This is a genomic window from Saccharicrinis fermentans DSM 9555 = JCM 21142 (assembly GCF_000517085.1).
GTDB lineage: Bacteria > Bacteroidota > Bacteroidia > Bacteroidales > Marinilabiliaceae > Saccharicrinis > Saccharicrinis fermentans.
Map to the genome: position 1 here is coordinate 4,751,137 of NZ_KI912107.1, position 26,596 is coordinate 4,777,732.

The window sequence follows — 26,596 nt, forward strand, 5'->3', positions numbered from 1 at the left end:
ACTAATATTTCGGTTCCCATGGTACTACTGCGCCTGGGTTCCACCCATTTTGCATTCGCTTAACATTATACATGAAATTCACAAATCCTGCAGGAGTTTGTATTATAGGCATTCCACTTCCTCCAGCTTGTAATCCACCACAAACACCAGTAGTACAATTATTCCCTAACAAGAAATAAGTATCAATAACCCTACTATCCACAGTATTATAAGTACCTGCATTATATGCATTATTAAAATAGTTGTAGGTTGCAGTAGTATTCACATTAAAAGAGTATTGTTTGGTTGGGTATTGGGCAGTTCTATCAGCTATAAATTTCGTTGCTGCATCTCCTGTTTTCTTATACAAGACACCTTCTCCTACAGGTCCAAAAGCACCACTACTAGGTGAGTAACTCCCATTATATCGACCGTATGAAAATACCGTTCCATTTACTTCGAGATAGGCATGTCCGACTCCATCATTTTCGATATAGACACTGGCAGTGCCTTGCGATTGGGCACCTTCCCCTACCTCCACAGCAACTGTCTCTTTATCTCCGTAACTCATTTTTATGATTTCCTCAGAGCTGTCGATACATTGCATCCACCCTATAATAAATTGATCCATGCCGGGAGGGGCGTAGCGGAGTGGTACAGAAATATCCATATGGGGTGGGGTGAAGGCTAGGTATATATTGTAGACATAACCCACCCCTTCCACAAAACCTTCGTAGTCAACGCCTATTTTTTGTAGAAGCTCGAAATGATCAGCTGTGATATAATTTTTCTTATATTTTGGCATAATATTTATTCTACCCAATGGTTATCAAAACTAAATCCATTTATTGAAATTTCTTCGGGAGAGATGGTCATGGTGGTATTGAGTCCACCGCCCATGGCATTTACATTGCGGTTAAAACTTACGCAAAAGGCATTGGTAAATTCTATTTTAAGCGGCGCACTGCCCGATTCAATTTTAAATACGATGCTACCTTCTTTGCTGGTTGACTTCATGGCCCAATCGTAGATGTTAGCGGGAAGCGCCTGTGTTAATGAGAGGGTCATTTGACCACCCCGTACTTGATTTTGTGGCTCTCCTTTTTGGTCAATATTTTGTCCAAAGTTAATATTAAACTGACTTAATTCATATTCCTGGCCATCGAGCGTAAGCCAAACTGTGGTATTGGTATCTATTTGTGAAAACATATTCATCATGAAGGGGGTTTAAAGGTTTTTCCAACGATTTTCTAAGGTGTTTTCTCCCACTACAATTTTTTTGGCTTGCAAAACCATTTGTGTAGCAGTAAAACTTTTTCCTTTTTGGGCATATTTGATATTCATATCAATGCAAGCCGCATCTTCAAACAATATTTTCTCCAGGGGCTCGTCGTCGGAGTTACAAATGACGATGGCGCCATTTTCAAGCTTATTGGATTTAAGCATCCATTCAATCATTTCGTTTTTGGGAATATTGGGGAAGGTGACAGATATAGATCCTCCTTTTACTTCGGTTTGAGCTTTGCCATTACTATCAACACCTTGTGAAAAACCGAAGTCGCAGTTGAGTAATTCGTAGCTATCTCTATATAAGCCCGATATACTGGAATCGGATAATTCGCCTATGCGCAAAAAACATTTATGTCCAAACATAATTTATAAATTAAGGGGTGGTAATTAAAACATCATTATTCTGAGAGATATCTTTAGGGTTGGTTGTTGAGGAAGGATGTATCTTCCATGTTAACTCTTCCTGTTCATCGATATCGACAGAGATTGTATCATTTTTTGATAATGCATTGCTTATTAAATACTTAGAAATAGGTCGGCGTAGATAGTTTCGAATAATACTATTGACCTGCCGGGCGCCATATTTAGGTGTAAATCCTTTGTGAGCCAACATGCGTTTAGCCGCCTCGCTGACTTCAATGGCGATGCCTTTTTTATCGAGTACTTCCACTATATTTTGAAATTGTATATCAAAAATTTTCAGCAAAACATCTTCGCTAATAGGAGAGAAGGGGACAATTTCGGAGAGACGTGCTAAATATTCGGGTCGGAAATATTGGCCCATTACATCCATTATTTGGGTGGTGGTTGGTTTTTTTCCTGCTTCTTTTTGTTCCATTAACCATTGACTTCCTACATTAGAGGTAAAAAGTATGATGGCATTTGAAAAATCACCTTCTTTGCCCAGTCGGTCGTGTAATTTACCTTCGTCCATAATCTGCAGGAAGATATCGTATACTGAGGAATGGGCTTTCTCTATCTCGTCGAATAGTACCACAGCATAGGGTTGTTGGCGGATTTTATTTACCAACATACCCCCTTCTTCATAACCCACATATCCAGGAGGAGCTCCGTATAATAATGCTGCCGAGTGTTCCTCTTTAAACTCTGACATATCAAAGCGAATCATGGCTTTTTCGTCGTTAAAAAGAATTTCGGCCAGGGCTTTGGCCAGCTCCGTTTTTCCCGTTCCTGTTGGTCCCAACAAAAAGAATGAGCCAATGGGTTGTCCGGGTTTATTCATACCACTGCGTGATTCGAGTATGGCATCCACCAATGACTTGAGCGCTTCATCCTGTCCCACCACTCTGCGGCGAAGCAGGTTTTCCATATTCATAAGGCGTTCTTTTTCGCCCGATTGTATTTTCCCAATAGGGATGCCTGTTTTATTGGAGATGATGGCTGCGATTTCATGTCCAGTAACCATCTCTATTTTATCTTTTACAAATTCACCCATTTTGTCGAGGGCTTCGCTGAGGTAGCTATACCATTCTTCGTACGACTCTATCTCATTGGTATCCTTTTCTTGGGTAAGAACACCCAAAAGTACCGGGCTCAATTTGTTTTGCATCGAAAGGTAGATCATCTGAAGTTTGTTCGCTCTCTCTTCCGCAGTTTGTTCCATAGCCTCTTCAACTTCGGCCATTTGTTTATTTAGTTCTAGAATGTCTTGGGGGGCTGTTTCGTTGACCATCTTTACCGCCGACATGGTACGATCCAATAAATCGATGGCTGAGTCAGGTAAGCGCCGGTCTTTCACATAACGTTTAGCCAGGTTCACACAATCGTGAATAGCTTCAGGTTGCACATCAATTTTATGGTAGTCGGTATAGTGTTTTAGTACCGACTTGAGCATAAAAGCAGCCGATTGGTTATCGGGCTCATCAATCTGCAGCACTTCAAAACGGCGGCTAAAAGCATGATCCGGTTCCACCAGTTTGCGGTATTCATCAATGGTGGTTACGCCAATCACCGTTAGGTTTCCTTTGGATAGTTCCGGTTTTAGAATACCTGCAGCACCCGAGTTTCCTTGCTTAGGATCCAGTAGGACATGTATCTCATCAATAAATAGGATAGCCCTGTCAATTTGGTTAATCTCTTTGATGAGGTTTTTCAGTCGGTCTTCAATTTCGCCTTTATAAGTGGCGCCAGCAATTAAAGCACCGCTATCTAACTCGTATACCGTTGAACCTTCCAGGTACGAGGGCACTTTATTATGGGCGATATTAAAAGCCAGTCCATCCACCAAGGCTGTTTTTCCTACGCCGGAATCTCCTGTAATTAGCACGTTGGGTTTTCGATGACGGCCGAGTATCTCCATCATCATGCGTGTTTCTTTATCGCGGCGTACTGTGGCGTGAATTTTTAAATCCAGTGCGAGAGCTGTTTTGTCGATGCAATATTTAGCGATGGATACCCGGGTTTGGTTTTCAATGCCCTGGTCGTCGCTGATAATATTACCAATAGCCGCATTGGTTTGAGAATCTTGCACAAATAGCTCATAGATCTCATTTTCGCGGATGGGGAATGATTTTAGTTGGTTGGCATCAAAGCCAACGCCGGGTTTAGATAAAGCCGTGAGTACACATATGGGATTTATCTCCAACAGACCCCATTTAAGTCGGATATTATCTGCCTCTTCAAATACTTCGGCTATTTCAGGGGTGGCTGTTAGTTCCGAAACAGCGCCATCTCTGGGCGCATCGTCCATGCGTACCTCGGCCCACTCTTCTAAATAAGCAATATCCTTATCCAAGCTTTGGATAAATCCCTTTAGGCCAATTTCCGGATGCAATATTGCTTTTAAGAGGTGGGCGGGAGTATAGCAACTGTTACCATACTCCCTGGCAATCCCCTGCGCAATGCGCACCGAAGTTTTGACTGACTCATTTAAATTCAAAAAATCCATCTATTCGGCTTTTGTAATCATTACGATTCATATATATTATGCTTGTTCTACCTCAGAGTTCCATTCAGCCCCATCATCACCTTTGATACCGTCTAGTTTGATAACAAAGCTTTTAGCAGGGAAATAAGGAGTTAAATGAATATCCAGGAAGATGCGGTCTTTTTGATTTGGGTCACGTTCGAAGCGTACGATCTTAAATTTTTCGATTAATCGATCCGGTCCTTGCACCCCGTCCAAAAACTTAACGATTTGAGAACGTAGGTCGCGCTCTGCTTTAGAGTTCCAGTTCTCGAAAGAACGACGGTTTAAGAAATCGAACAATACCTTTGTGATATAATCAAATACCCTTACTACCGAATAAGTCTGTAAGCCAAGATTATCGCCATTGAATAATGTTTTAGCAGAGAAGGCCATCACTTTGCCGTATTCATTCACCATTGGAATAAGACCCATTTTTTCCAGTTGTGATATTTCACTTTTCTTTAATGGGAAAGTAACACCATCTACTTCGTTGATACTGCCATATTTTTTACCGGCTGTAACCTGCGACATAAGGGTGCGATATACTTTTCCGGCCAAGGCGGCAGATGGTGGAACATGTAAATCCTCTTCTTCATTTAATTCGGCATATTTGCCACGACCCACCAACCAGTTACAACACATGGTTGTGTTGGCTTTAAAGGTATCACCACCAGCAAGATTAGAGGAGAAAAACATTTCTACGACATCGTCTGGTTTTTCTAAATCTGCAAAGTCGGTAAATAGCATTACCTTATTATTATGTGCAATCTTCGCCCATTTTTCAACCACCTTATTGGATCCCAGATAGCCTGGTATAGCCAAAATAGAGTAGTTCATTCTTAGGTCTAGTTTGTCGTAATTTTGTTTGAGTTCATCGGCCACATAGTCGATAAAACGTGAATTATCCAAGTCAGTTATTTGCTCTGGCGCAGCATTGACAATTGTGATATTGGTTAACTTATCCGCTTCTGTATTTTTGTAAAATAGCATAACAGAGCGGTACGATCTTTCCAGTTCCTTGACGGTATTAACGGCCAATAGCTGACTTTCGGCAAGTTTTGCGGATACGGACTCTGCCTTAGATTTACTTTTTTCGAGCATATCAGTGATGCTGTCAGAGGATGTTAGTAAATCTACCCACAAGTCTATGGTATTTTTTAAGGCTTCGCGTTCTCCGGCTTTTTGTTCGTCTGTAAGAAAAATCTTTTTACGAGCTTTGCGTTCCGGGTTTAGGTTTTGAATACCATCAACGGATGACTCCAAGAAGTTAAAGCCACCGAACTTATTGAGTTTGCCAATGGAATCTGTTAATGAATGAGCGTTCAATTCTTTTTTAGAACCGTTTTTGGCTTGCTTTGTGTCGGCTACGGGAGTAGCCATCGCAGTATTTTCTGCCATGATATGATGTTTTAATGATAGCGTTATAAAAATTAGTCTTCAAGTTCTTTTCTTAATTGCACCAAGGCATTGATAAAGGCCTCTTTGGTTTCAGGATCTTCCAGGGCTCTTTGTAGCACTTTGTTTGAACGTAATTGTTTAGTCAGTAATTCGTAGAAATTATTTTGCTGACTCAAATTGTTCATGAATTTGCTTTGTTGCGTCATGTTTTTCACGCTAAAATCACCTACGTTTGAAAATTTCATATTTTCAGTAACAGGCTGTCCGTCCTCATTTTCAAACTCGATATCAATATTTGGCATAAAGTGCGCAAATACATCTTCTATTGTACTTAGCTTTTCAACTGCTTCAGGGTTGGCTGGTTCTTCTGCGGTTAGTTTTTCAATGAGCAGTGTTCTGTTGTCTGGTATTTGGGCGATAGACTCTGATCCATCTATTTTTACTTCGTTACCGCCTATTTCATAATCAAGGATTGCCATAATGTATTTTTTAAATAATTTGGAAAAATTGAAAGAAAGATACTTACTCAAGTACTGAGTAAGTATCCATTTTTAAAACTAGTTTGGCCAGTTTTGCTCGTATTGAGCTCCACCAATTTTTAGAACTTGTGCCGAAACAATAAATGTAGTTGACATTGGGCGAGCCCCAACTACATCAATTGATTCTTCGAAAGAAATGATATACCCATTCTCCCAAGTCAATTCTTTCATTTTTGCTTCTTCATCTCCTTTTTTAAAGATTACACTTCCTGTAATTGGTTTGAACTGATTCACCATTTGTTCAAGAATAGATGTGTCTTCTGTTGACTCAACACGTACGCGAACTTTTCCTCCGTAAATGTTGGATGCTGGTCTACCTTTTGAATCAACATCTCTTTCTAGTTTGTAATCACAATCTAGCACATCAAATTCTTTGCCTGCTAAACTTAGGGTTGCTCTAAAAGCCATAATTAAAAAATTTAGTTAATTAAAATATTTGCATGTTTGGTTACAGTACATGCTATTGACTGTTTTTTTTGTATAATAATATTTTTGTTTTTTTTATAATCTATTTCTCGTGTATTGTTTGATGGTGAAAAATATGGTTGCTTGTGTGGTGTTTTTAGTTTTATATTTCCACTATTGTTGAAGCTCCAATATTTACGGTAACCAATCTGCATTTACCCAGTAATAATTTTCGCCGGCTGAAGTAAAGCTTACTTTATCATTAATTTCGCGATCTAAAATGCTCTTTTTCATTTTGTAATGTTCGAGCAGTGTTTCAAATTCCTCATCGCTTAAAACATGTTTGAACGAAAGGAATTTCCGTTTTGTAAGTGATTTTATATCTGTATTGATTAGTATTTTGCTTTTTGTAGGTGCTTGAAAAATTAACTCGCTTACTTTAGCGAGTGATTGTTTCTTTGGTTTAGTTTTGGTTTTGCAATAATTGCAGGTGTATATTTCGCTTAATAGCAAATTTTTTAATGTTTTGCGTGACTTGCGTGTGGATAAGTATTTTGTAATAGGGGGATTCTCCGGGTCTTCATATACCGGCGTTTCATTGGTAAAGAACTCGTCAGGGCAATCACATGCTTTTTTCGTTTTCGTTTTTTTTGTTTTACCTACTATTTTTATTCTAGTGTCCACATTTAACTCTGCTATATTGTCAACGATGGTTCTTATGTTTTCCAACTCTTTTTCAGAGAGTAATAATTGGTAGTTTATGATAGAGTCTTGCGCCATGGTGTCGATATAATTCTGATACCATAGGGGATATGTTTTCTGGAAACTTTTTTTGAAATTGGGACCAATTTTATGGTTTTGGGTCAAATTAAAGTGAGTTAAAAAAGAGGCGTCGTATTTGTCTTTGGAATTACCTACTGTGATAAAAGCTTTGTTAATACTTTTTACTAAGTTTTGATGGTCGGCTTTAATTTGCTGTATAAAACTATCGATGGATGTGTTGAGTTGGTTGAAATCTACAGTTTGGCTTTTCTCAGGAAAATAGATGCCGCCTTGTGTCATACTTCGTTTAGGAAAGTCCAAATAGAAAGCATTTTTAGATTTTTCTTCAAATACATTATTTTTCCGTAATTGATCGGAATAGACAATACGTTCGCGTTTTTTTGTTGCGATTAATTGGGCTGTGGCATGAATTAGATCTGTAAACTGTGTAACAAAATTGTTATAGTCGTTGCCTTCGTCAGAAAACATCTGGTAAGCCAAAAAGCGACAATTGTTTTGTGCGGCTCGTCGGGCTATTGGGTGTTCATCCCAAGTGTTGCTTTGTCCTTTTTCGCCAAATACAACCACTAGATTGGTGGCTGGTTTTTGTTGCTCAATGATATCCATGCAGGTGCCTAAGCCTTTCCATGATAGCTTAGAAGGTAGTGCATGCAAAGGTTCGCCTTTGGTTATGCGCACCAATTGGGTGATAATGTCATTGATATTATCTGTAAAGTTGACAGTGTCCATCTTTAGTTTACCAGCTTGGTAGTTGGCAATCACCGAAGAGAATTGGAAAGAGTAATTATTTTGTGCATCACGGAATATGGGGTTCATATTCTGAAATGAATTAATGAGCGCAGGTAATTGTATCATGGTTTTTTGACCTGGTTCTATGTAAAATAATACATTGATATGCTCAAGTTCCTTCTCAATTTGTATTTTATCTTTAAAGGAAATGGTATTACCATTTACGTTAAAGATGCAATTATCGCTTCGGTCGATAACAGGTAATAATGATGCTGTTTTGTATACCTGGGGGTTGTTGCTTGCTTTTATTAATACCGGACTGTAACGCATGGAATTTGGTCTGGAGGCCGGTGATTTGCTTGCTGTGTAAGATGAGTTGTTGATAAATAATTGTTGTCCAATGTTTTGTATGAGGACATCATTCACCCATCCGATAATACTTGTCTTTACATTGTCAGGACTGATATAGGGCGTTTTTGAAATGAGAACCTTGTTTCTTTCGGTGGCACGCTTCATTATATATACAATGTCGTAAAGTCCTTGTAAGTGTGTTAGGTTGTACAGGTTAGGGTTCTTAAATAATTTTACAGAGTCCTGCTCAAAAAATAAGTGCGCATTGTTAACCGTTAGTGTATCCGCGATGGCGAGTATCGATTTCTTTTTCAATCCTGATCTGATATCAGTGACACTCTGGTTGTCGAGTAATAATTTGGATTGATGTATCCATCCGTAATATTCAGCTTTTTTACGATCTGCTAAGCTTCCGTTTTTAACAATGGCAGGGTCGTATTTAAGAACCTTCAAATAGCCGCGATGATGGCCTATTACCAATAGGGGTTCTAAAAACTCCAAGTCTTTAAACTTTATTTTCCCCCCTGGACTCATCGTGGTTGTGTTTTTTTCACGGTCGGAGTATACGATCCATTCTTTTTTGTTGATGATCGATTTAGCTGCTTTTAGTTCATCAATGCAATAGTTATACGAATGCGTTTTGGGTGTTTTTTTTATTCGAGTAAAAACGTTCACCGGCCCGCATGCAGTAATAAAGCAAATGCTCAAAATGAACAAACTTATCGTATAATTTTTCCTCTTCATTAGGGCTTTTGGATTTGTTGGTTTGAATCGTACTGGATGACAGTTATTTTGTCAATGCAAGTGTTGTTTTCTTTATCCAAGTCAACCAGTACATTTTCGATGATGGTTTTATTGGCTTTACCAACAATTTTTAAACCTTGACAATAGGAATAGAAATCGTTGTATTTATTGTTATTGATTACTACGAGGGTGTTGGCATCCTGGCAGAGATATTTATTTAATATTTTATTATAATGTAGGTTAAATGATTTTCCCAAGGCAATGGCCTGAAGGTTTTCTTTGATATCCAGACCTATCAGTGACAATACATCTGTTGTATCGTTTTCCTGGTATTGAGCAATCACCTCTATTTGATGTCGAATAGGATATTTAGTGGTTTCCGTGGATAAGAGTACATCATATATTCCAGGTTGTGAGTAGGCATAGAGTGTTTTTTTCTCTCTGGAGTCTACCATTCCGGTTTCGCCAAATTCCCAGCGCCACTTTTCGGCATTTCCAATACCTTTAAATATCACTAGTTCGTTTTGCATGGCTTTAGATGGTGCGTAAATACTTATTATCGAGTTTTGTGATTCCGTATCAATCGGGTTCTTTACTTCTATGAGGAAATACTTTTCTCTTTCATTGTTAATGGTTAGTCTGATTTGGTATTTTCCTGGTTCCTGATAGCTGTATTGGCCACGGGCACTGCTTAATTTATCGCCATTGCCAAATTCCCACAGCCATTCACGTGCCCCTTTGGTGCTGTCGGCAAAAGATATGGCTTGGTCGGTTTCTACCAGTACGTGAGAAACTTTAGCCAGTACTATTTTTTCATTGGAACAAGATCTGATGACTGTTGAAAAGATAAGAACTGCGATGGCAGCAATACCTATCACAATGAAAATTTTTATGTTAGATAATTTATGCATATTTACTTATTGCTAAAATTTGCTTTTATAATCTCAGTCTTTTTATCAATGCCTATTTCACACTCTTCCAGGTTCTTTTTAAAAGTGATGATATTTTGTTTCTTGCTCCATAATTCTTTTTTGTCGATGAGCCAACTATCATAGAAGTTGGCAATATGTTCAAAGAGTTTTAGTCTTCTGTCCCAACTATTTTGGCTATATATGTGGCGTAAGTCGTTGATGAGAAATTTAATATCGCTCTCTTCGTAGCTGGCCTGTACACCCGGGTCAAAGGAGTTGATTCGGGCATATAACGAATCGCAGGTCTGTGTCATATCGTTTTGTATCACCTGAAAATCTTTGATGCGTTTCATTTTTTTGATGGTGATCATTTTTTTTGTAAATACATCCAGGTCTTTGTTTTGTTTTAGTAAGAAATATGTACAAGAACCCAATATGGCGGCAAACATTAAAAACACGTAAGTGTGTCCAATGAACCGTTCGTAGCGGTTTAAATGTTTTTTGACTTTTAATTTCGATTTTTTCATTTCTCCACTTTATTATTTATTGATCTGAATACCTCCGATGGATAGTTTTCGAACCAGCTGTTTGTTGTCTTCTATACATCTGGTTAGTTCTTCTTTGGCCAGTCGTTCTTCGATGGCCAGTAATCTAATGGAGTCGTTGACATTTAAAAAAGTGTTGACCTGCTTTGTTAGCTTTCTGAATAAATATGAGTCATCTTCGGGTATTTGATTCAAGGCATTGAGTAGTGTCATTTTTTTATTGCTAATTGTCTTTTGCAGAAGAACATCGTTGATCTTCTCACTGCTATTGAGCATTTGCATATAATTGTATAGGGTATCGATGCGTCCTATCATCTCTATCTGGCAGGCATTGATGCGGTCATATTCTTGTGTCTTTGAACCAATAAGTGCAAGTTCAGCCTGTGCTGTACGAATAAAAAAGAAAACTGAAAGTACCCCAACTAAGGCTGCACTAACCAGGCTGAGTGCAAATAGGGCATATGCGAAACGTATTTGTGCGTTATTTTTAGGTTTCATGTTAGGTTAACTTTAATGGTATCAAATCCTTTAAGAAAGGTGTTTGTTCTTATTTGTATTCTTTTGTCTTATGATGATATTGTTTGAGCTATGTAAGTGTTAATACCCAATGACGAATGATTTTTATCGCCCAAGGTAAATGAATTGTTTTCCTCTTTAAAAAGGTATTTGGTTGATACTTTGCTGTTTGCTGGAAATAATAAGTCTGATAATATCTCTAGCATCTTAGCATCCTTTCCATCACCTTGAAAATCGGAGAATCGATGCGAGGGCATGGGGCCAATGACGAGGGTCAAGTCAGGATTTCTATCGTTTAAATTACCTATGGTTGTAAAATTGAGGCCTAGGGTTGCGAAGCCCAGACTCGTTTCTTTGTTGGCTTTTATGGGATGTACTTCATAATTGCTTTTTATTTGTACAGGTATTTCAAATACAAGACTGAATGCCTTGGCTACCTGTGAATATCTTGTTCGTATCCGGTATGCCAGAGGAACAATTTCAAGAAAGATAGCCGCCGTACGTTGGTTTAGTTTTTTTAGTATGGGCCAATAGTTTGTGAAAATATCAATGAACTCCGGATGCGTGTTTTTCTTGTCAAAGTATAACTCTTTTAAATGAGTCATGATATTGCTGCGGTCTATCTCCTCTTCAAAGGGTTGAAAGAAACGACGATTGAAAAACTCTTCTTCTCTTCGTTTTCTTATGTCTGACAAGATGGCTTCTTTGGATTTAGATTTGGCGCCTGTACCTGTTTGATGAAATACACCCTCAGGTAAGGCATCGTAAATCCCTTTTCTTCGTGTTGTGATTTCAATGGCAGCATGTCTTGGATCATTTCTATCGCGCTGGATGGTGATGTGTGAAATGTCTTTTAATACACCTCTTTTATTGGCCCCCTTGCGATTGATGTATACCTGTTCTGGTGACGTCCCATGGCTTAATAGTCTGGCTGCCACTGTTTCTGCCTTTAAATCAGTGTCAATTGTGTTGGCCTGCAAATTATCTATGTCGTTTAAATGTAATTGCATGTTTGTAAATTTCATTTTTAATGGCCACATGGAACTCGCCAAGATTCATTCATTATCTGTGTGAATACTGTGTTGTTATGGTTTGTTTCATGATGTCCCCTAATCAATGATACTCCATTTAGATTTTTGCGATGATTCTTGTTGTATAATACGCTCCGATACGATGATGCTTTCTTTGTGCTGTCCTATGTAATCGAGCTGACTTAGTTTGATCCATAAGTCGGACAGGTTTGTCATGAAACCATCTATTTGTATCATCGTTGACCTGATCTTATCGTGATGATACAATATCTCAAGTGTGTTAGCCAGAGTCTCTTCAAATGTTCCCGGAGTGATGTCGCTCCATTCGTAGAAATATTTAAGCAACTCTTCTTTTTCATGACTTTTTAAAAAGTTGAGACTCACAAAGCATACGTGTGCCAAAGTTGAGAAATACTTCACAATATCGATGGGAGGCAGGTATCGCCCTTTATTCCTAAAATCGAAATAGATCGATGATATATAGCGAAGCATGTCTTCGCAAACATATCGTATATTTTCCGCTAAAACGGATTCGTTTTGTCGATTTAGTACCTTTGATATGATCGCCCTGGAGGATTTTTCAATACTGCTGAGCTGTTGCCCTAGATGATTATAATAATCTAATAGGTCGGGATGACTGGCCATGGATGTACAAGGCGGTATGTAGTTGCCGTCTACTTCGTAACGGTCGGCGCTTTTGCGTATGCGACCAATGGTCAGATGATGTAAGCCAAAATCAAGGGTATTTAATTCGCCTGAGGGCATTACATGCAGCTCGTACGCCGTCTCTGCATTGGGATGTCTGGGCGGAGTCTCCTGTGGATCTAAATCGCCAGTGGGTATCCGTTGGAAAGGATTGCTTACTAAAATTACATCCCATTGTTTTACTTCAGCACCTGTTTTGTTTTTTGAAGCTGATTCTGGTGAGTAGTTTTTAATGAGATAAGCTCCATCTTCGGGGTTGAAGTTGATACGTATACCTGAGGCTGTAATGGCATTGCAATGCAATAGTTTTATCTCTATATGCCCGGTTACATGCTCACTTATCCGAATGCCATTGGAGTTGTCTTTTCCTTCGGTGGATGGAAGCAACCCATAGTTGGCATTGGTAAGACCTAAGCTTGCGTAGTCTCTGGCTGAATCAATAAAAAAATCTTCTGTTTGTATAAAGTGTTTGGCTGACACATTCATACATTCCTGCCAATTGACAAGCTGTTTTTTAGGGGGTCGAATCATTAGGTTAAAATTACTGTTGTTCTGTACTTTCTTTTACTCTTTTGGCTATTATAGTGTGCCTTTCGCTAATCTTGTTCCCTGTAAATGTTTTGTCGTAATCAATATAATTACGAGGTAAGAAAAAGGACGGCTTTGTATAAAATATCCATCCAGTTCCTTCTGAACCATTGTTGGGGTCAATGGGCGAAAGGGGTGATTTTATGTTGTAATCTGTTAATAGTCGTTTAAACCAAATGCCAAAGGCCATGTCGTAGGGTGCTTTTGCATTGATGGTGACAGGTTCTGAATCGTGTTCCTGCTTAAATAACTCCATCTTGACCACTTTTAACTGGTTGTAATCAATGGTGTTGTCATTGGTAATGTCCTGACTTTTATCGTACATCCATACTTTATATACTTCTACCGGTATGTCTAAAAAGAGTTGGGCGCTTTTTATGTATATTGATGGAAAAGTGAACGCTAAAAGTGAAGTGGAAGCCCAAAGCCCATATTCTAACTCGTTGCACATGTTAAATATCAACGAAAATAGAAATGCACCACCCAATAAAGTGAAAAGTAAAATAGAGACTTCTACATAATAGGGTGGCTTATCTTTGAATAGCCATGTGATGATTTTCGTGTTGTAGTATCCCAATACCAAATATAGCACTCCGATACCTATGTACCCATAGGGCATAAAGTCATAATCGAGTAAGCCAAGTAAGGCTGGTAACGATAAAGCTAGAATGCAAATCAGCAGATAAGCAATTAGCTTTTTGTTATTGCTAAGGTTGTTTTTCTTTGCAATAAGAAAGCCTAGGCCAATCAATAATATTCCCAATAGGGGATATATGATATATGATGTTATAATGCTCATAGTTAAAAATTCCGAACAAAATTAGTGAATTGTTTTTATATTTCATACATACTATGATAAAAATTATTGATAGTACTTCGTATATTTTTTATCCTATTATGTAGGTAAGATGTATGATTAGTATTCTCCATGGTTTGTATATATTGGCGTTCGGGGCTATATTGAATTGTTGATTGTTTATGAAAAATGAAAGAAAAATTAATTTTTACATGAACGTCTAAAATGACCAAATCTTTGCCTGTTGTGCTTCGTGTGTCTGTGAAGTCTTTCGATCGGCTATGGGATCGTTGGTGGAGGTTTTCAATGTTAAATAAAAAGGCGAAAGAGATCTTTTTCTATGGGTGTTCATTGTGGCATTTCATGGGGTGGTAGATGTGAGTTGTGGTGTTTTTTTAAAGTTGTGTAGAGTGGCTTTTGAAGGTGTTGTGGGAGTGTGAATGCTGAGGGAGTGTTGGATGCAGAAGGGAAATGTTCGTGTTGTCAAAGCAGGTCGTTAGGAGAGTTGTTTTGTAATAGATAGTGACTGTATGTCAGTAATAATGTGTTGGGCATTTGTTGTGATGATAAGTGAATGGTATGTGCAAAATATGTGCGTATTGTGCAAATGTGAACAGAGATGTGCGGCATGAATCATGTTTGGTGGTTTGGAAGGTCTTTGAAAGGAGTTTGATTTTATATTTTTTTTTGAACGCTGTGTTGTAGCGTTTATAGGTGATCCAGAGGAATGACTGTGAAAAACATCACAATAAGTTTTATGTTACTCAGGTTTTTTCACTGGTATTTCTTATTTTGGGGAACTTTTAAAAATAAATATGGCTACTTTTTTTGATGAATGTCGTTTTTAAGTAAGCATTTTTGAAATTTTTTATTGGACATATAATATGGGTTTAGATTGCCTGTTGATGCCTGATGTGCGAGTGTGAAGACTGCAATATTACAATGATACAGCATTAAAAATTTTACGTTAAAATATAATTATGACATTTATTGTTTGTAATAATATTTTATATTTGTGTGTTAAAATAAAATTATGAGTGATTTAAAGACCTATCTGAAGCTGCACAAACAAAGTCGTAGTAATATGGACGGAGCTTTTAGAGATAGCTTTGAAGTGACTTATTGTGAATACGAATTATCAAAGGACTTAAATAAAAACGGACAAGCAGCCTCTGTATTAAAGGGAGGAAATATTCGTTTAAGCATTCCTTTATTGCCTCAGGAGGTTTTGATGCATTGGTTGTTTGATACACAGCATATTGAGAACGGAGAAATCACAACCCATAATGTTCAAAGCGAAGTGGTGGAGAAAATATTTTTTGAAGAAGCCAGATTGGTGGAATTCCGGTTTCATTATGAATCGGAGGGAATAAACAATGCTGCTACCTTAATAACGATAAATGCCCAGCGTATTACTTTGGGCGATCATGAATTTAAAAATTATTGGAGATAATGGGTTTTTTTGATCGTCTTCTTTCAGGTAAAGTTTTTTCCGGTTCTCGTTCAGCATCTATTGTGGCTGAATTGGAGGTGAATGGTAAAAAATATTTACTGCATGATATGGACTGGGTGTTTAAGCAGGATCTGGATGATAGGTGTAGACCTTGTAGTGCTGTGTATGGAGGTCAGCTTAGTTTGACCATTGATGAATCGGTAGATCAAAATATTTATAATTGGATAATTAATAGTGGAACCAAATACGCTGGAAGTATTCGGTTTTATAATAATAGTAATAATTTCGATGAAGGAGCTCAGTTGGTGATTCAATTTGAAGAGGCTATATGTGTTAGATATTATAAGCAGATTTTGGCTCACGGAAGTGGCGGTTTAACCACCTTAGTTCTGTCGTCGCGTGTGTTAAAGTTGGGAAATGAAGTCTTTGAGCAAAATTGGACGCGGTAGTTATGGCTTGTAAATTAAAGGACTGGCTTACACAGATAAAACTTAATACCTGGCGTTGTGGTCAGGTGGAGGGGGTAGGCTATGTGGTGCTTGATGATTCTATGGATGTTGGTTTCCATTATGCATGGGATATGGAGGATCTAGCTTTGCGTTCTTGTGGCGTGGCTTTGTCTGCACACTTGAGCCTGGTGAAACAGCTGCAGATAAGTTATTCAAAGGCCAGGGGTGTAAGTGAGCATAGACTTTGGATGGCTGTACGAGACGTGTTTAGTGGAGAATGGGAAATACGTGTTTACCGCTTGATATGCCTTTATAAAGAGGATTGGATACGTGATGTGACAGGTGTGTTGAGACCAGGTAAGAATAGATATAATGCCTATCAAATAAGCAAGAAGCATCCTTTTGAGTTGAAGGATAGAGGTAATTATGCAGTGTATGGAAAAGAGTTACCCCAGTCCAGGCGTTTTAAGAGCTAAATTCATAACCTGATGGAGAAAACGTATTACAAACTGCCTTTGCAGTTGTCAAATTTATTTAATGATGAGGATGAACAATTGGAGCGGTGTTCTCTGTTGGAGTCCATCGATCAACATCTGGAGCTATTGTTAACGACAAGCCCTGGAGAACATACTTTCAATGCCCAGTTTGGCACTCGTATTTGGGAGCTTGATTTTGAACGTGTGTATTCGCAATCCAAATGGAAAGAGCGTTTCTCGGCATTTGTGCAAGAAGCTATTGAGGCTAATGAGAAACGTATTTCAGAAGTGGATGTAAAGGTGTTTGTGAGAGAGGTGGTGCAGGAAGATACCGTACTCGACTCGGTAACCATTCGTAAGCGTGTGGACATATATGTGTATGGGGTGCTTACGGAGAGTAATCAACGCTGCGGCTTTAATTATTCTCTTTATCTGGGTCCCTTGTCCAATGAATAAAAAATATGAATAGTAAATTATATTAGCTGATTAAACCTGATTTCCTAAGTATTGATTGTAATGAACCCTGACTATTTTTCAAAAGAGAGCATCAAAAACCGGATGTTTAAACGTGCCGCGGAATTGTGGGAGATACGTAATATTGATCATCTTGACCCTATTATTAAATTGATGATTGAATCCCTGGCCAGCGAGATTTTTCAGTTGTCGGGTGAGGTAAATAATATGGAAAATCGTATACTCGAAAAAGTAGCGCGTTTTCTTACTCCTAGTTCGCTGTTATCTGCACGTCCAGCACATGCTATTATGCATGCGCGCGCTATTTACGACTCCTGTGACTTGTCGGTGGATCAAGCTTTCCACTATAAAAATGCCCATTTTATGAAACGGCATAACCTAAAACGTTTGTCTTTTACACCCGTGTACACTGCACGTGTGGTGAATGGGGATGTGGCATATTTGCTGGGTGCTGATGGCTGTTGGGCCATGGATAGTAGGTTAAGTAAAGATTTAGTGGCTCGTTGCACCCAAACAGACCCCGTCACGAATGGGTGTCTTTGGATTGGACTCGACTTGGCACCTGAGATAAAAACGCTCAAGGATATTTCCTTTTATTTTGACTTTCCTTACATCGAGCATAAAGAAGACTATTATCGCTTATTGCCCCATGTAAAATGGCATCTGGGAGAACATGAGCTTGCATTTAAAAATGGTTTTTTCTTGTGTGATGAGGATGCGGCTGATTATGCTTCGCGCTTACTTGAAAAGTATAATGCCAATAACCAAGTGAATAGCGATATTCTGAATATTTACAACCACCGGTTTATGCATGTGGTGGATGATGAAACCCTCAGCGAAAAGCATCGTAGCTTGTTTCCGAAGGAGCTTAGTCACCTGTTTTCTCAAGAGGCTTTAGATGGATTTGATAAACCACTGGTGTGGCTTAAGGCAAGTTTTCCGGCAGGTTTTTCTGCTGAAGCTTTGCAAGGCTTAACTATTAATATTAATGCTTTTCCGGTAGCCAATAAATATATTCATAAAAGTGAACGGAAGGTTGATGAAATATCTGGCGTGATTCCTCTTATTAAAGAAGCCAATGAATATTTTTTAGGAATTGATTCAGTGAGTGATATGCATGGTAACGATTATCATGAACAAAAGTATGGAATCGATAATAAGGATGTTGATCAGCATATTTATTCATTGCGACGAGGTGGTTGTGAACGGTTTAACTCGGCCAACGCACGTGAGTATCTCGATCGCTTGATCGATCTGTTGCGCGATGAGAGTATGGCTTTTACAAATGTTGAGAAGGATACCCTGGGTGAGAATGCTTCTGATTTATTAAAACAATTAAATCATCTGGAGAATAAAATTAATTTGAGTGGCATTAATTCCGAGTCCATTTCTTATATCATATTTAATGATACCTTTTATGAGGCCACCAGTTTTTTTGTTACCTATTGGCTGTCCAATGGCGTCATTGGTAATGGAATAAAGGCCTCTGAATTGCTTGGTTTTACAGATATGTCTGATGTGGATCGTAGCTCGTCTGTTTTATTGACAACTTCGCGCGGAGGTAAGGAAGCCCCCGACTCCAGAGGTATGCTCGAAATGTATAAGTTGGCACTTACATCGCATGGCGCTATTTATTCGAAGCAGGATGTGAAGTCGTTTTGTGCCATTCATTGCGGAGATCTGGTGTCTGACATTTCTGTGCAATCGGGTTATGCGGTTAGTAAGCAGCCCGGCGAAGGTATTATTCGTACCATAGATGTGTGTCTAAAACCTTCGACCTCCATGAATAATACTAAACTAAGTGAAATAAAAGAGGATTTGTTGGTTGCTTTGCATGCTAATTCTCCTCAAGAATTTAACTATCAATTAATCATACAACAAAATTAATAACCAAACATTATGTCATTACCGCAACTGAATTTAGTAGATGCTGAGGTCCATGTGGCCGGAGAATTGGTTGACTTTTTGACGCTTACGCTCAATCAAAGCATGACTGGTCACCATCGTTTTAAAATACAGGTGAATTTTAAACCTCATAAACCTAGTGTGTGGACCACAACGCCCGAAACTGTTTTTGAGCAGTTGGGTGAGACTGTTACCATTAAATTGGCGCATAGGGAAAATGGTGAGTTAACCGAATTTGAAGGTTTTGTGACCAATATTTATGTGGGAGGAAATGATGGTGATCAGGGATATGCTGTGTTGGAAGGTGGTAGCCCAACATTGTTGTTGGATATGGATCCTTCTATGGGATCGTTTACAGATTATACCTTGGGAAATATTGTGAGTGAAACAATAGAAAATAGTGGGGTGGGAGTTGAGCTGGTAAGTGATCCTCAGTTTACCTCTATTATACCTTATGTGGCACGTTATAAAGAGACTAGCTTTGGCTTTATGTCGCGCCTTGCTGGCTTGTGTGGCGACTGGTTTTACTATGATGGTCGTAAATTGGTATTGGGTAATCCCCGTATTGAAAATGATACCAGGGCGGCCTTTGACATGGAGCTTAGCGAAATAAAGATATCGGCATCCATGGGTAACCTGAAAACGGAGCTTTACGATTATGACCCGGTAGAGAACGACTACAAGGAGGATGCTCCAGTGAGTAATATCGATGGAATAAATAGTTATATGCGAGTGGCAAAGGATAAAAGCGATCCATTTTTTCCCAACGCCTCCAAATTACCAACCGACCGCTTTATGGTGGATGAGAACGATATTATGGCTCAGATGCGCGCTACATTTAGCCGTAACTACTCAAAAATGTCGGTGATGAATGCCAAGAGTAATACCTGTGCTATCCGTCTGGGAGAATTGGTAACAACTCGTTTGCCCGAATCGTTGCAGCAGGATGTGGGTCCTGATTTAGGTCGTTACCGGGTGATTGAAATCAATCATCAGATAAATCAGGATGGCATTTATTGTAATTATTTCAAAGGCGTGGCGGGTATGACCGAGAGTTTGCCTATGGATCATATTAAAAAGCCGATGGCTCTTCCAGAAGTGGCCACCGTGGTGGAGAATGAGGATCCAAACACCCTTGGACGTGTGAAGGTGCGTTTTCTTTGGATGAGCGAAGATCAAAGTAGTAACTGGATACGGGTGCAAGCACAGAATATTGGCTTGTCGGAGAATAATGAAAATCTGCATGGTCTTATGTTTATCCCGGCCATCGATGACCAGGTAATGGTGGCCTTTGAGCATGGCGACCCTTCTAAGCCTTATGTTACGGGTAGTCTGTTCCATCGCGACAATGCCACGGGTGCGTTGCCCAATGATACCAAGAGTAAGCTGGTAAGCGCCAGTGGTCATACCATTGAGCTGGACGATACCGAAGGAGAAGAAAAAATAAATATCTACGATACCGAAGGCAGCATCATCACCTTCGACACCCAAGCCAAATCGCTTTATATCAGTTCTACCGAGAATATTGAGATCAGTGCTAAAAATATCACCATCAACGCCGAAGAGAATATAAACATTGGAGCACAAGGAAATATAGAAACCGCCGCTCAAGGCGATTTAAATAATATCGCCCAAGGCAATGTGGCCATCCAGTCCGATGGTGATACTACGGTGAATAGTGGGGGAGCAGCAACTGTTGCAGCAACGGCAGATACTACAATAACAGGACAAAATGTAACCGTAGAAGGAAGCCAGAATGCTGCAGTAACCGGCGGAGTAGAAACAACAGTAAGTGGATCGATGACTGCTGTGCAAGGAGCCAGTGGAAAAGTGGAAGTGGTGTAAATATTTAATAATTATTTATGTTTTAGAAAAGTAAGTACATAAGCAATGTTTAAATTTTAACCAAATGGCCGGAAAACCGATAGCAACAGTGGGCAGCATGCATGTGTGCCCTATGGTAACTGGGTATATTCCTCATATAGGAGGACCCGTTTCAGGACCTGGTGCCCCCAACGTATTAATCAATGGTAAGCCTGCGGCACTGATGGGCGATATGTGTGTATGTGTGGGTCCTCCCGACACGGTCGCGCAAGGCGAGCCCACAGTTCTTATCAATGGAACACCTGTGGCTACAATGGGCAGCATGACAGCCCATGGAGGTAGTATCACAGTAGGTGAACCAACCGTGATGGTGGGATCAGCCACCCCGGGAGCAAAAGCCAGTTTGCCACTACGAGAAATACCTTTTCCAACAATTCGTATTATTGATAGGGTGGGTGCAATGATGAGAGGTAAATCTTCGCAGCTAAGAGAAGCGGAAGAAAATCAAGAGCAAGTGCGAGAAGAGGCCAGAACTAGAGGGTATTTACCAGATGTTGCATTTAGTCATTAAATTATGAAATTTACATATCCAATTGATATTAAATCAATAGATGAGACCAAAGTTAAGTATTTAAAAGGAGCCTCAAATAAAACTGGGTATTATCCGATAGGGAGGATGAACACGTGGCACGGAGGTGTTCATTTTGAAGGAGATAAGCCTTTGTATGCTATAGCAGATGGAACAGTTGTGGCTTATAGAGTGCCCAAAGCTTATTTTGAAGAAACTATTGATGGAGAAGTAAGTAAGTATTCCAATGGTTTTGTTTTAATACAGCACCAGTATGAAAGTCCTAAAGGACAAAAGATGACTTTTTATTCTTTATATATGCATTTGTCGAGCTATGAAGAAATGAAAGGTGAAAAGATACCCGATATTTTTAAGAGTTATGAGTATAGTGTTAAAAAGACAGTAAAAGATTACGACACAGCTAAAGGAGCAAAAATAAAGGATACTAATGGTAACTTATTGGCTGTTGCTGCAAAGGGAACAAAACTTAATTTTATTGCAGAAGATGAAGGGGAGGCAAGAAGAAAAGTTGAATACACAACGCCTAAAGGGGAAAAAATAGAAGGAACAACTTATTCTATTGAATATAAAAATCAATTGCTAGTAGATCAGGATACCGGGGAGGTTTTGACTGATATGTTTGAAGGCTCAAATGGAGATTACGGAGCTAAATTACTGAACGAAGCAAAGTCAAGTGCAAAAGTACTGCGCATAATACCTCGAGAAACAAAGGTTGAGATTGCTGCTGAAGATCAGGGTAAAAAAGGATGGTTAAAAGTAACCAAAGTGGGAGACGAAGAAGTTACCGGCTATTGTAATTCGAGCAGCTTAGATCAAAAGCCATTTAATTTGTTAAGTGAATCGGAAACAGATAAAGTATGCAGTGTTTGTATTGAAGTTAAAGCCGGGACTATTATTGGTTTTACAGGGCTAAATGGGTTCGAGAAAAGTGCACAATATAGGGGGGGGCATGTTGAGGTATTTGCTACTGACGAAAAAGAGGTGACAAATTTTATTAGCAATACTAAAGGAGATGGAGATGAAAATAAGCACTTCGCAAAGTTATCAGCAGAAACAGCGTTGAAAATAGCTATTCCTATTTCGCTACCTGCTAACATGCCAGTAAAAAGTACAGGTTGTTCTAACTATGTTTCAATTATGGAGCAAGTTGAAGTAGCAGAGCTTGAACTGGTTATTTCTGATAGAAATACTCAGTTACCCAAGTATTATAAATCAGGATTCTACACTTTTGAAAGTACCGAAGAAGATCAAAGCCGCTTAACGGAGTTTAATAAGTTAATCGGTGGATGTGCACAAATCGGAGATAAAGTAAAATTGGTTGAGGAATTTGACGGAACTGATTATAGGCGGGTTATTTATATGCCGTCTCAAAAAGGATTGCGCTTTTGGGTGGAGAAAGTTAAGCTTGAGGATAAAATATTAACTTATAACTTACCAGAGGAAGAGCAGGTGGGGCCATTAAGGTTGCCTGATGAATATGATGAATATGATGAATATATTGGAGGTTCTGTCTTTGGTACTTCGAGGTATTTTCAATTTATAGAAGATGGAAATGCCATTGAGGAAAAACCTACAGAAGAAAAGACATATCTAATCTTAAATACACCATTAAGTGAGGTAAATATATTAAATCCAATTGATTATCAAGATGTCAGTATTGAATCTGATATTATTGTAGATACAAAAACAGCGACCCATTACCATGATGATGAAGAAAAAGAGTGGTTGTTGATCGACCATAAAGATATAGGGGCAAATGGAGCGCCGGTAAACTATAAAGGATTGATCAAAGAAGAGGAACTAACCGATCGTTTCTCGGCTTATGATTGGGCTAAATTTGGTTTTGAAATAAAAGATGCTGGAGCAGAGTATATTTATAATTTTGACGAAAAATCAGATTTTTTCAATGAGATATGCGAGTTGGTTGATCAAGATGAAAATGGTATATTAGAGCCATACGAATTACAAAGGGCTTTAAATAGCCACTATACGGCTCATAAATTATCGCAACTGGTATGTAAGCACCATAGTGAGTGGGCTTATGGAGGTCAATATTTAAGCTCATTGATGAATCAGGTAACAGGGGTGTTTGACGAAGGCATAAAATTGGAAAGCGATGATACACGTAAGCAAGCATTAGAAGAACTAAAAACAGAGCGCTTAGATGCATTCGAAGCCAAGGTATGTCAGCTTTATTATTGGCAGGATATAAATATACCAGCATTAGAAAGTAAACCTATAAATTTTGTTGAAGGAGCATTTACTACTCAACAAACAACTGGTAAGTATTTAAAATTTGAAGATTCATCATGGGTAAGTAAAACCGATTCTAGCAATGAAAGTCCAGTAGACTTGGTAGCCTTTCCCATTGACAATCCGGTAGTATACCATTTCCACCCCGTGGCCTTTGTGGAGCAGATGAGGAGGATAAATGGAGGTTTCTATTACGAAATATATCACACCGGAGAAATAATTTGTAATGGGGATATTGAAAAAGCTAAAGAAGTATCCTTTATTTATTATGATAAAAATGGAGGTAAGCATGAATTGGGAACATATAAATTGGTAGAAGTTCCAGATTTTGAATCTGGAAAAACAAAAAAGCCAACGGCTAATTTAAATAATTATGAGGTACGTTCTGGGACGTATAATCGGAAGAAAAAAACAATATGGTACAAAAAGAAGAATAAAAAATTTAAAGCCGTAAATATTAAAGAAAATTTTACTGGTAGTCATTATGTTTATACAAAGGATGATTTTGTGCTTAAATTTAAATCGATTTCGAATAGACCCTATGCAAGGCCAGAGTGTTTTGCAGCCTTGTTAGGTGCAATAGCAGATACAGGATATGAGGATATTAAGATTAATGGATTTACATCCAAAGATGGAACCAGTTTTCCAAGCGTTTCACATCCGGGTGGTATAAATGTTGATATTTCCAATTTAGATAATGCTGATTTTAAAACAGCTGATGGAGGTATTAAAATAGCTAATAGTAATTATTCCAGAGAACGAACAAGAACGCTTGCAAACTCAATGATTAAATTCCGTTATTATAGGATTAGAACCTCAGATGTTGAATTGTGCAAGTATGGAGCTAATGCAAGTAAATGGGATTGTACCAATAAAGAAAAACCATGTAGATATATAACAGGACATGAAGATCATTTACATTGCGAAGGATTTAATAATAAATAATTAAACATAAAAAAATGAGAAGACTATTATTAATTTACATTGTCGTGAGTATTTGTTTAGTGTGTAGTGCTCAGCAAACAAATTCTTTTGATGCTTTTTTGCAAAAAATTCCAAAACTGTATTGTCCGGTCGATACACGACAGTATGATTCTTTATTTATAAAAGATTTTTATAGTGATGGTAATTTATCTTTGTCATTCAATTACGAAGAGATAAAAAAAAAGACAGTTTATATGTCTTATAGTTTTAATATTGAAGAACTAAATCGGCCATATGATTTTGACAAAGATAATATGGCTTTAATATGCCCCCTCGGTTATATAGATGGTGAAAATTATAAAATAATACTTTTTTTGAATGATGAGTATCGTGATGAGGATTATGTTGCTATAACAGCTGTTTTTTATAATAATGAAGGAGAGTTTTTGTTTGGAGATGAAGAATCAAGTAAATTAGAATGTCGTAAGGCACATTATTCTGAGTGGGGCTATTATCAGTACTATAATATAATTGAAAGTCCAACTAAATTAATACAATACGGTAGTGGAGATGATGGAAAAGATAAAATTGTAACAACAATATATAATGAAGGATTCCATAATGAAGAAATAGAGTTAGATGAATAACTATTAATGATCCTACGGCTTACGCAAAGATATTGGCATTAAAATAACAAGGGCAGTTTGTTTAATCATATTGGCTTTTAATGAACAAAGAATGAGATTATACAGCCCCCCGCTCCCGCACTGTCAATGCCATTAAGTTAAGGTGTAAATTATTGTATATTTGATTCATAATCAAAAGAATACGAATATGAAAAAAGCACCTGAAATTATTCTATCTAAAATCAGGAGTATGGTGTTTTCTGAGAACATAGTTTTAAAGTACAAAATTTCTAAAAATGATTACCAGGAAAAGAAAACAATCGTTTCAGATCACTATATTGTTTATGTTAAATTTGCTAACAAAGAGTCTTGCTATCGAAATTGAAAACTTCGTTAGCTTTATAAAGTGCAACATCGGTGTTAAAAATGCCGAGCATTATACAAAGAGTGCATTTGCTCAGTGTCGAAGAAAAATAAAGCCCGAAGTGTTTAAGGATTTGTCGGATAGTTTAGTTGAAGAGTTTTATACCGATAACGATGAATCCATAAAGTTGAGGAATGGGTTTCGCTTGTTGGCTGTTGATGGCTCAAGAATGACTTTTCCAGATATAAAGTAACTGGAGACTATTTAAAAGGCATACAATCCCCATACGCCCTATATAAGATATCATAGAGACTTGGATAAGTATAGAAAACGCACAAAGCCTAAAGTGTTGGAAAACAACAGGGACGCAATATGAATTTTCTTAACTTAATGACATTGCACGTGCGATAGGGGGGATCGATGACTGCTGTGCAAGGAGCCAGTGGAAAAGTGGAAGTGGTGTAAATATTTAATAATTATTTGTGTTTTAGAAAAGTAAGTACATAAGCAACGTTTAAATTTTAACCAAATGGCCGGAAAACCGATAGCAACAGTGGGCAGCATGCATGTGTGCCCCATGGTAACAGGATATATTCCTCATATAGGAGGTCCCGTTTCAGGACCTGGTGCCCCCAACGTATTAATCAATGGTAAGCCTGCGGCACTGATGGGCGATATGTGTGTATGTGTGGGTCCTCCCGACACGGTCGCGCAAGGCGAGCCCACAGTTCTTATCAATGGAACACCTGTGGCTACAATGGGCAGCATGACAGCCCATGGAGGTAGTATCACAGTAGGTGAACCAACCGTGATGGTGGGATCAGCCACCCCGGGAGCAAAAGCCAGTTTGCCACTACGAGAAATACCTTTTCCAACAATTCGTATTATTGATAGGGTGGGTGCTGTTGCGCGAGGTAAATCTTCGCAGCTAAGAGAAGCAGAAGAAAATCAAGAGCAAGTGCGAGAAGAGGCGAAAAAGCATGGTTTTTTACCAGATATTACTTTTAGTCATTAAGAAAT

General features: G+C 38.5%; 25 protein-coding genes. 11 read left to right on the forward strand and 14 right to left on the reverse strand.

Annotated features, from left to right (window positions below; genetic code table 11):
- Position 1: 1 nt before the first annotated feature.
- From CYTFE_RS29035 to CYTFE_RS0119570, 14 genes are all read right to left on the reverse strand, one after another.
- On the reverse strand, positions 2-784 hold the full coding sequence (locus tag CYTFE_RS29035; RefSeq protein ID WP_052343315.1) for a hypothetical protein: 783 nt from the start codon (positions 782-784) through the stop codon (positions 2-4).
- 5 nt (positions 785-789) lie between these two features.
- A complete protein-coding gene (gene tssD, locus CYTFE_RS0119505; RefSeq protein WP_235208333.1) occupies positions 790-1,197 on the reverse strand; it encodes a type VI secretion system tube protein TssD in 408 nt (135 codons plus the stop codon).
- A 9-nt stretch (positions 1,198-1,206) separates the two neighbouring features.
- Positions 1,207-1,632 (reverse strand): type VI secretion system tube protein TssD, encoded by a 426-nt coding sequence (tssD, locus tag CYTFE_RS0119510; protein WP_027473185.1) that lies wholly within the window; start codon positions 1,630-1,632, stop codon positions 1,207-1,209.
- A gap of 10 nt (positions 1,633-1,642) precedes the next feature.
- On the reverse strand, positions 1,643-4,177 hold the full coding sequence (locus tag CYTFE_RS30160; protein ID WP_044214131.1) for an ATP-dependent Clp protease ATP-binding subunit: 2,535 nt from the start codon (positions 4,175-4,177) through the stop codon (positions 1,643-1,645).
- A gap of 36 nt (positions 4,178-4,213) precedes the next feature.
- On the reverse strand, positions 4,214-5,596 hold the full coding sequence (locus CYTFE_RS30165) for a DUF5458 family protein (protein ID WP_027473186.1): 1,383 nt from the start codon (positions 5,594-5,596) through the stop codon (positions 4,214-4,216).
- Between the two features lie 32 nt (positions 5,597-5,628).
- The gene (locus CYTFE_RS0119525; protein ID WP_027473187.1) at positions 5,629-6,075 is read right to left on the reverse strand and encodes a hypothetical protein; all 447 of its coding nucleotides are present in this window, start codon (positions 6,073-6,075) and stop codon (positions 5,629-5,631) included.
- Positions 6,076-6,153: 78 nt separating this feature from the next.
- Positions 6,154-6,543, reverse strand: a complete 390-nt coding sequence (tssD, locus tag CYTFE_RS0119530) for a type VI secretion system tube protein TssD (RefSeq protein ID WP_027473188.1) — start codon at positions 6,541-6,543, stop codon at positions 6,154-6,156.
- Between the two features lie 192 nt (positions 6,544-6,735).
- Positions 6,736-9,147, reverse strand: a complete 2,412-nt coding sequence (gene tssR, locus CYTFE_RS0119540; RefSeq protein ID WP_044262939.1) for a type VI secretion system protein TssR domain-containing protein — start codon at positions 9,145-9,147, stop codon at positions 6,736-6,738.
- On the reverse strand, positions 9,147-10,025 hold the full coding sequence (locus CYTFE_RS0119545) for a PKD domain-containing protein (RefSeq protein WP_200871443.1): 879 nt from the start codon (positions 10,023-10,025) through the stop codon (positions 9,147-9,149). Before CYTFE_RS0119545 ends, tssR begins: the two co-directional genes overlap by 1 nt.
- Positions 10,026-10,060: 35 nt before the next feature.
- Positions 10,061-10,585 (reverse strand): type VI secretion system transmembrane protein TssO, encoded by a 525-nt coding sequence (locus CYTFE_RS0119550; protein WP_027473192.1) that lies wholly within the window; start codon positions 10,583-10,585, stop codon positions 10,061-10,063.
- A gap of 12 nt (positions 10,586-10,597) precedes the next feature.
- Positions 10,598-11,101, reverse strand: a complete 504-nt coding sequence (locus CYTFE_RS0119555) for a type VI secretion system TssO (protein ID WP_027473193.1) — start codon at positions 11,099-11,101, stop codon at positions 10,598-10,600.
- A gap of 68 nt (positions 11,102-11,169) precedes the next feature.
- Positions 11,170-12,144 carry a type VI secretion system baseplate subunit TssG gene (locus tag CYTFE_RS0119560; RefSeq protein ID WP_027473194.1) on the reverse strand — a complete coding sequence of 325 codons (975 nt, stop codon included), beginning with the start codon at positions 12,142-12,144 and terminating at the stop codon, positions 11,170-11,172.
- 84 nt (positions 12,145-12,228) lie between these two features.
- Complete coding sequence (locus CYTFE_RS0119565; protein ID WP_027473195.1) at positions 12,229-13,386, reverse strand: hypothetical protein; 1,158 nt, start codon at positions 13,384-13,386, stop codon at positions 12,229-12,231.
- 10 nt (positions 13,387-13,396) lie between these two features.
- Positions 13,397-14,242, reverse strand: a complete 846-nt coding sequence (locus tag CYTFE_RS0119570) for a TssN family type VI secretion system protein (RefSeq protein WP_027473196.1) — start codon at positions 14,240-14,242, stop codon at positions 13,397-13,399.
- A 1,030-nt stretch (positions 14,243-15,272) separates the two neighbouring features.
- Here CYTFE_RS0119570 and tssD (CYTFE_RS0119575) point away from each other — a divergent pair.
- The 11 genes from tssD (CYTFE_RS0119575) to CYTFE_RS0119625 all read left to right on the forward strand — a co-directional run bounded on the left by tssD (CYTFE_RS0119575) (position 15,273) and on the right by CYTFE_RS0119625 (position 26,591).
- The gene (tssD, locus tag CYTFE_RS0119575; RefSeq protein ID WP_027473197.1) at positions 15,273-15,692 is read left to right on the forward strand and encodes a type VI secretion system tube protein TssD; all 420 of its coding nucleotides are present in this window, start codon (positions 15,273-15,275) and stop codon (positions 15,690-15,692) included.
- Positions 15,692-16,141 (forward strand): type VI secretion system tube protein TssD, encoded by a 450-nt coding sequence (tssD, locus tag CYTFE_RS0119580; RefSeq protein ID WP_027473198.1) that lies wholly within the window; start codon positions 15,692-15,694, stop codon positions 16,139-16,141. Before tssD (CYTFE_RS0119575) ends, tssD (CYTFE_RS0119580) begins: the two co-directional genes overlap by 1 nt.
- Positions 16,142-16,143: 2 nt before the next feature.
- A complete protein-coding gene (locus CYTFE_RS0119585) occupies positions 16,144-16,617 on the forward strand; it encodes a hypothetical protein (protein ID WP_027473199.1) in 474 nt (157 codons plus the stop codon).
- Between the two features lie 12 nt (positions 16,618-16,629).
- The gene (locus tag CYTFE_RS0119590) at positions 16,630-17,073 is read left to right on the forward strand and encodes a GPW/gp25 family protein (protein ID WP_027473200.1); all 444 of its coding nucleotides are present in this window, start codon (positions 16,630-16,632) and stop codon (positions 17,071-17,073) included.
- Between the two features lie 60 nt (positions 17,074-17,133).
- Positions 17,134-18,978, forward strand: coding sequence for a type VI secretion system baseplate subunit TssF (locus CYTFE_RS0119595; RefSeq protein WP_027473201.1), 1,845 nt, complete (start codon positions 17,134-17,136; stop codon positions 18,976-18,978).
- Positions 18,979-18,990: 12 nt separating this feature from the next.
- A complete protein-coding gene (locus CYTFE_RS0119600; RefSeq protein ID WP_027473202.1) occupies positions 18,991-20,841 on the forward strand; it encodes a phage baseplate assembly protein V in 1,851 nt (616 codons plus the stop codon).
- Positions 20,842-20,905: 64 nt separating this feature from the next.
- Positions 20,906-21,391, forward strand: a complete 486-nt coding sequence (locus CYTFE_RS0119605) for a PAAR domain-containing protein (protein WP_027473203.1) — start codon at positions 20,906-20,908, stop codon at positions 21,389-21,391.
- A 3-nt stretch (positions 21,392-21,394) separates the two neighbouring features.
- Positions 21,395-24,607, forward strand: a complete 3,213-nt coding sequence (locus tag CYTFE_RS0119610) for a M23 family metallopeptidase (protein ID WP_027473204.1) — start codon at positions 21,395-21,397, stop codon at positions 24,605-24,607.
- 14 nt (positions 24,608-24,621) lie between these two features.
- Positions 24,622-25,233, forward strand: coding sequence for a hypothetical protein (locus CYTFE_RS0119615; protein ID WP_044262942.1), 612 nt, complete (start codon positions 24,622-24,624; stop codon positions 25,231-25,233).
- Positions 25,234-25,508: 275 nt separating this feature from the next.
- The gene (locus CYTFE_RS0119620; RefSeq protein ID WP_027473206.1) at positions 25,509-25,829 is read left to right on the forward strand and encodes a hypothetical protein; all 321 of its coding nucleotides are present in this window, start codon (positions 25,509-25,511) and stop codon (positions 25,827-25,829) included.
- Positions 25,830-26,105: 276 nt separating this feature from the next.
- Entirely contained in the window at positions 26,106-26,591 is a 486-nt protein-coding gene (locus tag CYTFE_RS0119625) for a PAAR domain-containing protein (protein WP_027473207.1), read from the forward strand.
- Positions 26,592-26,596 lie beyond the last annotated feature (5 nt).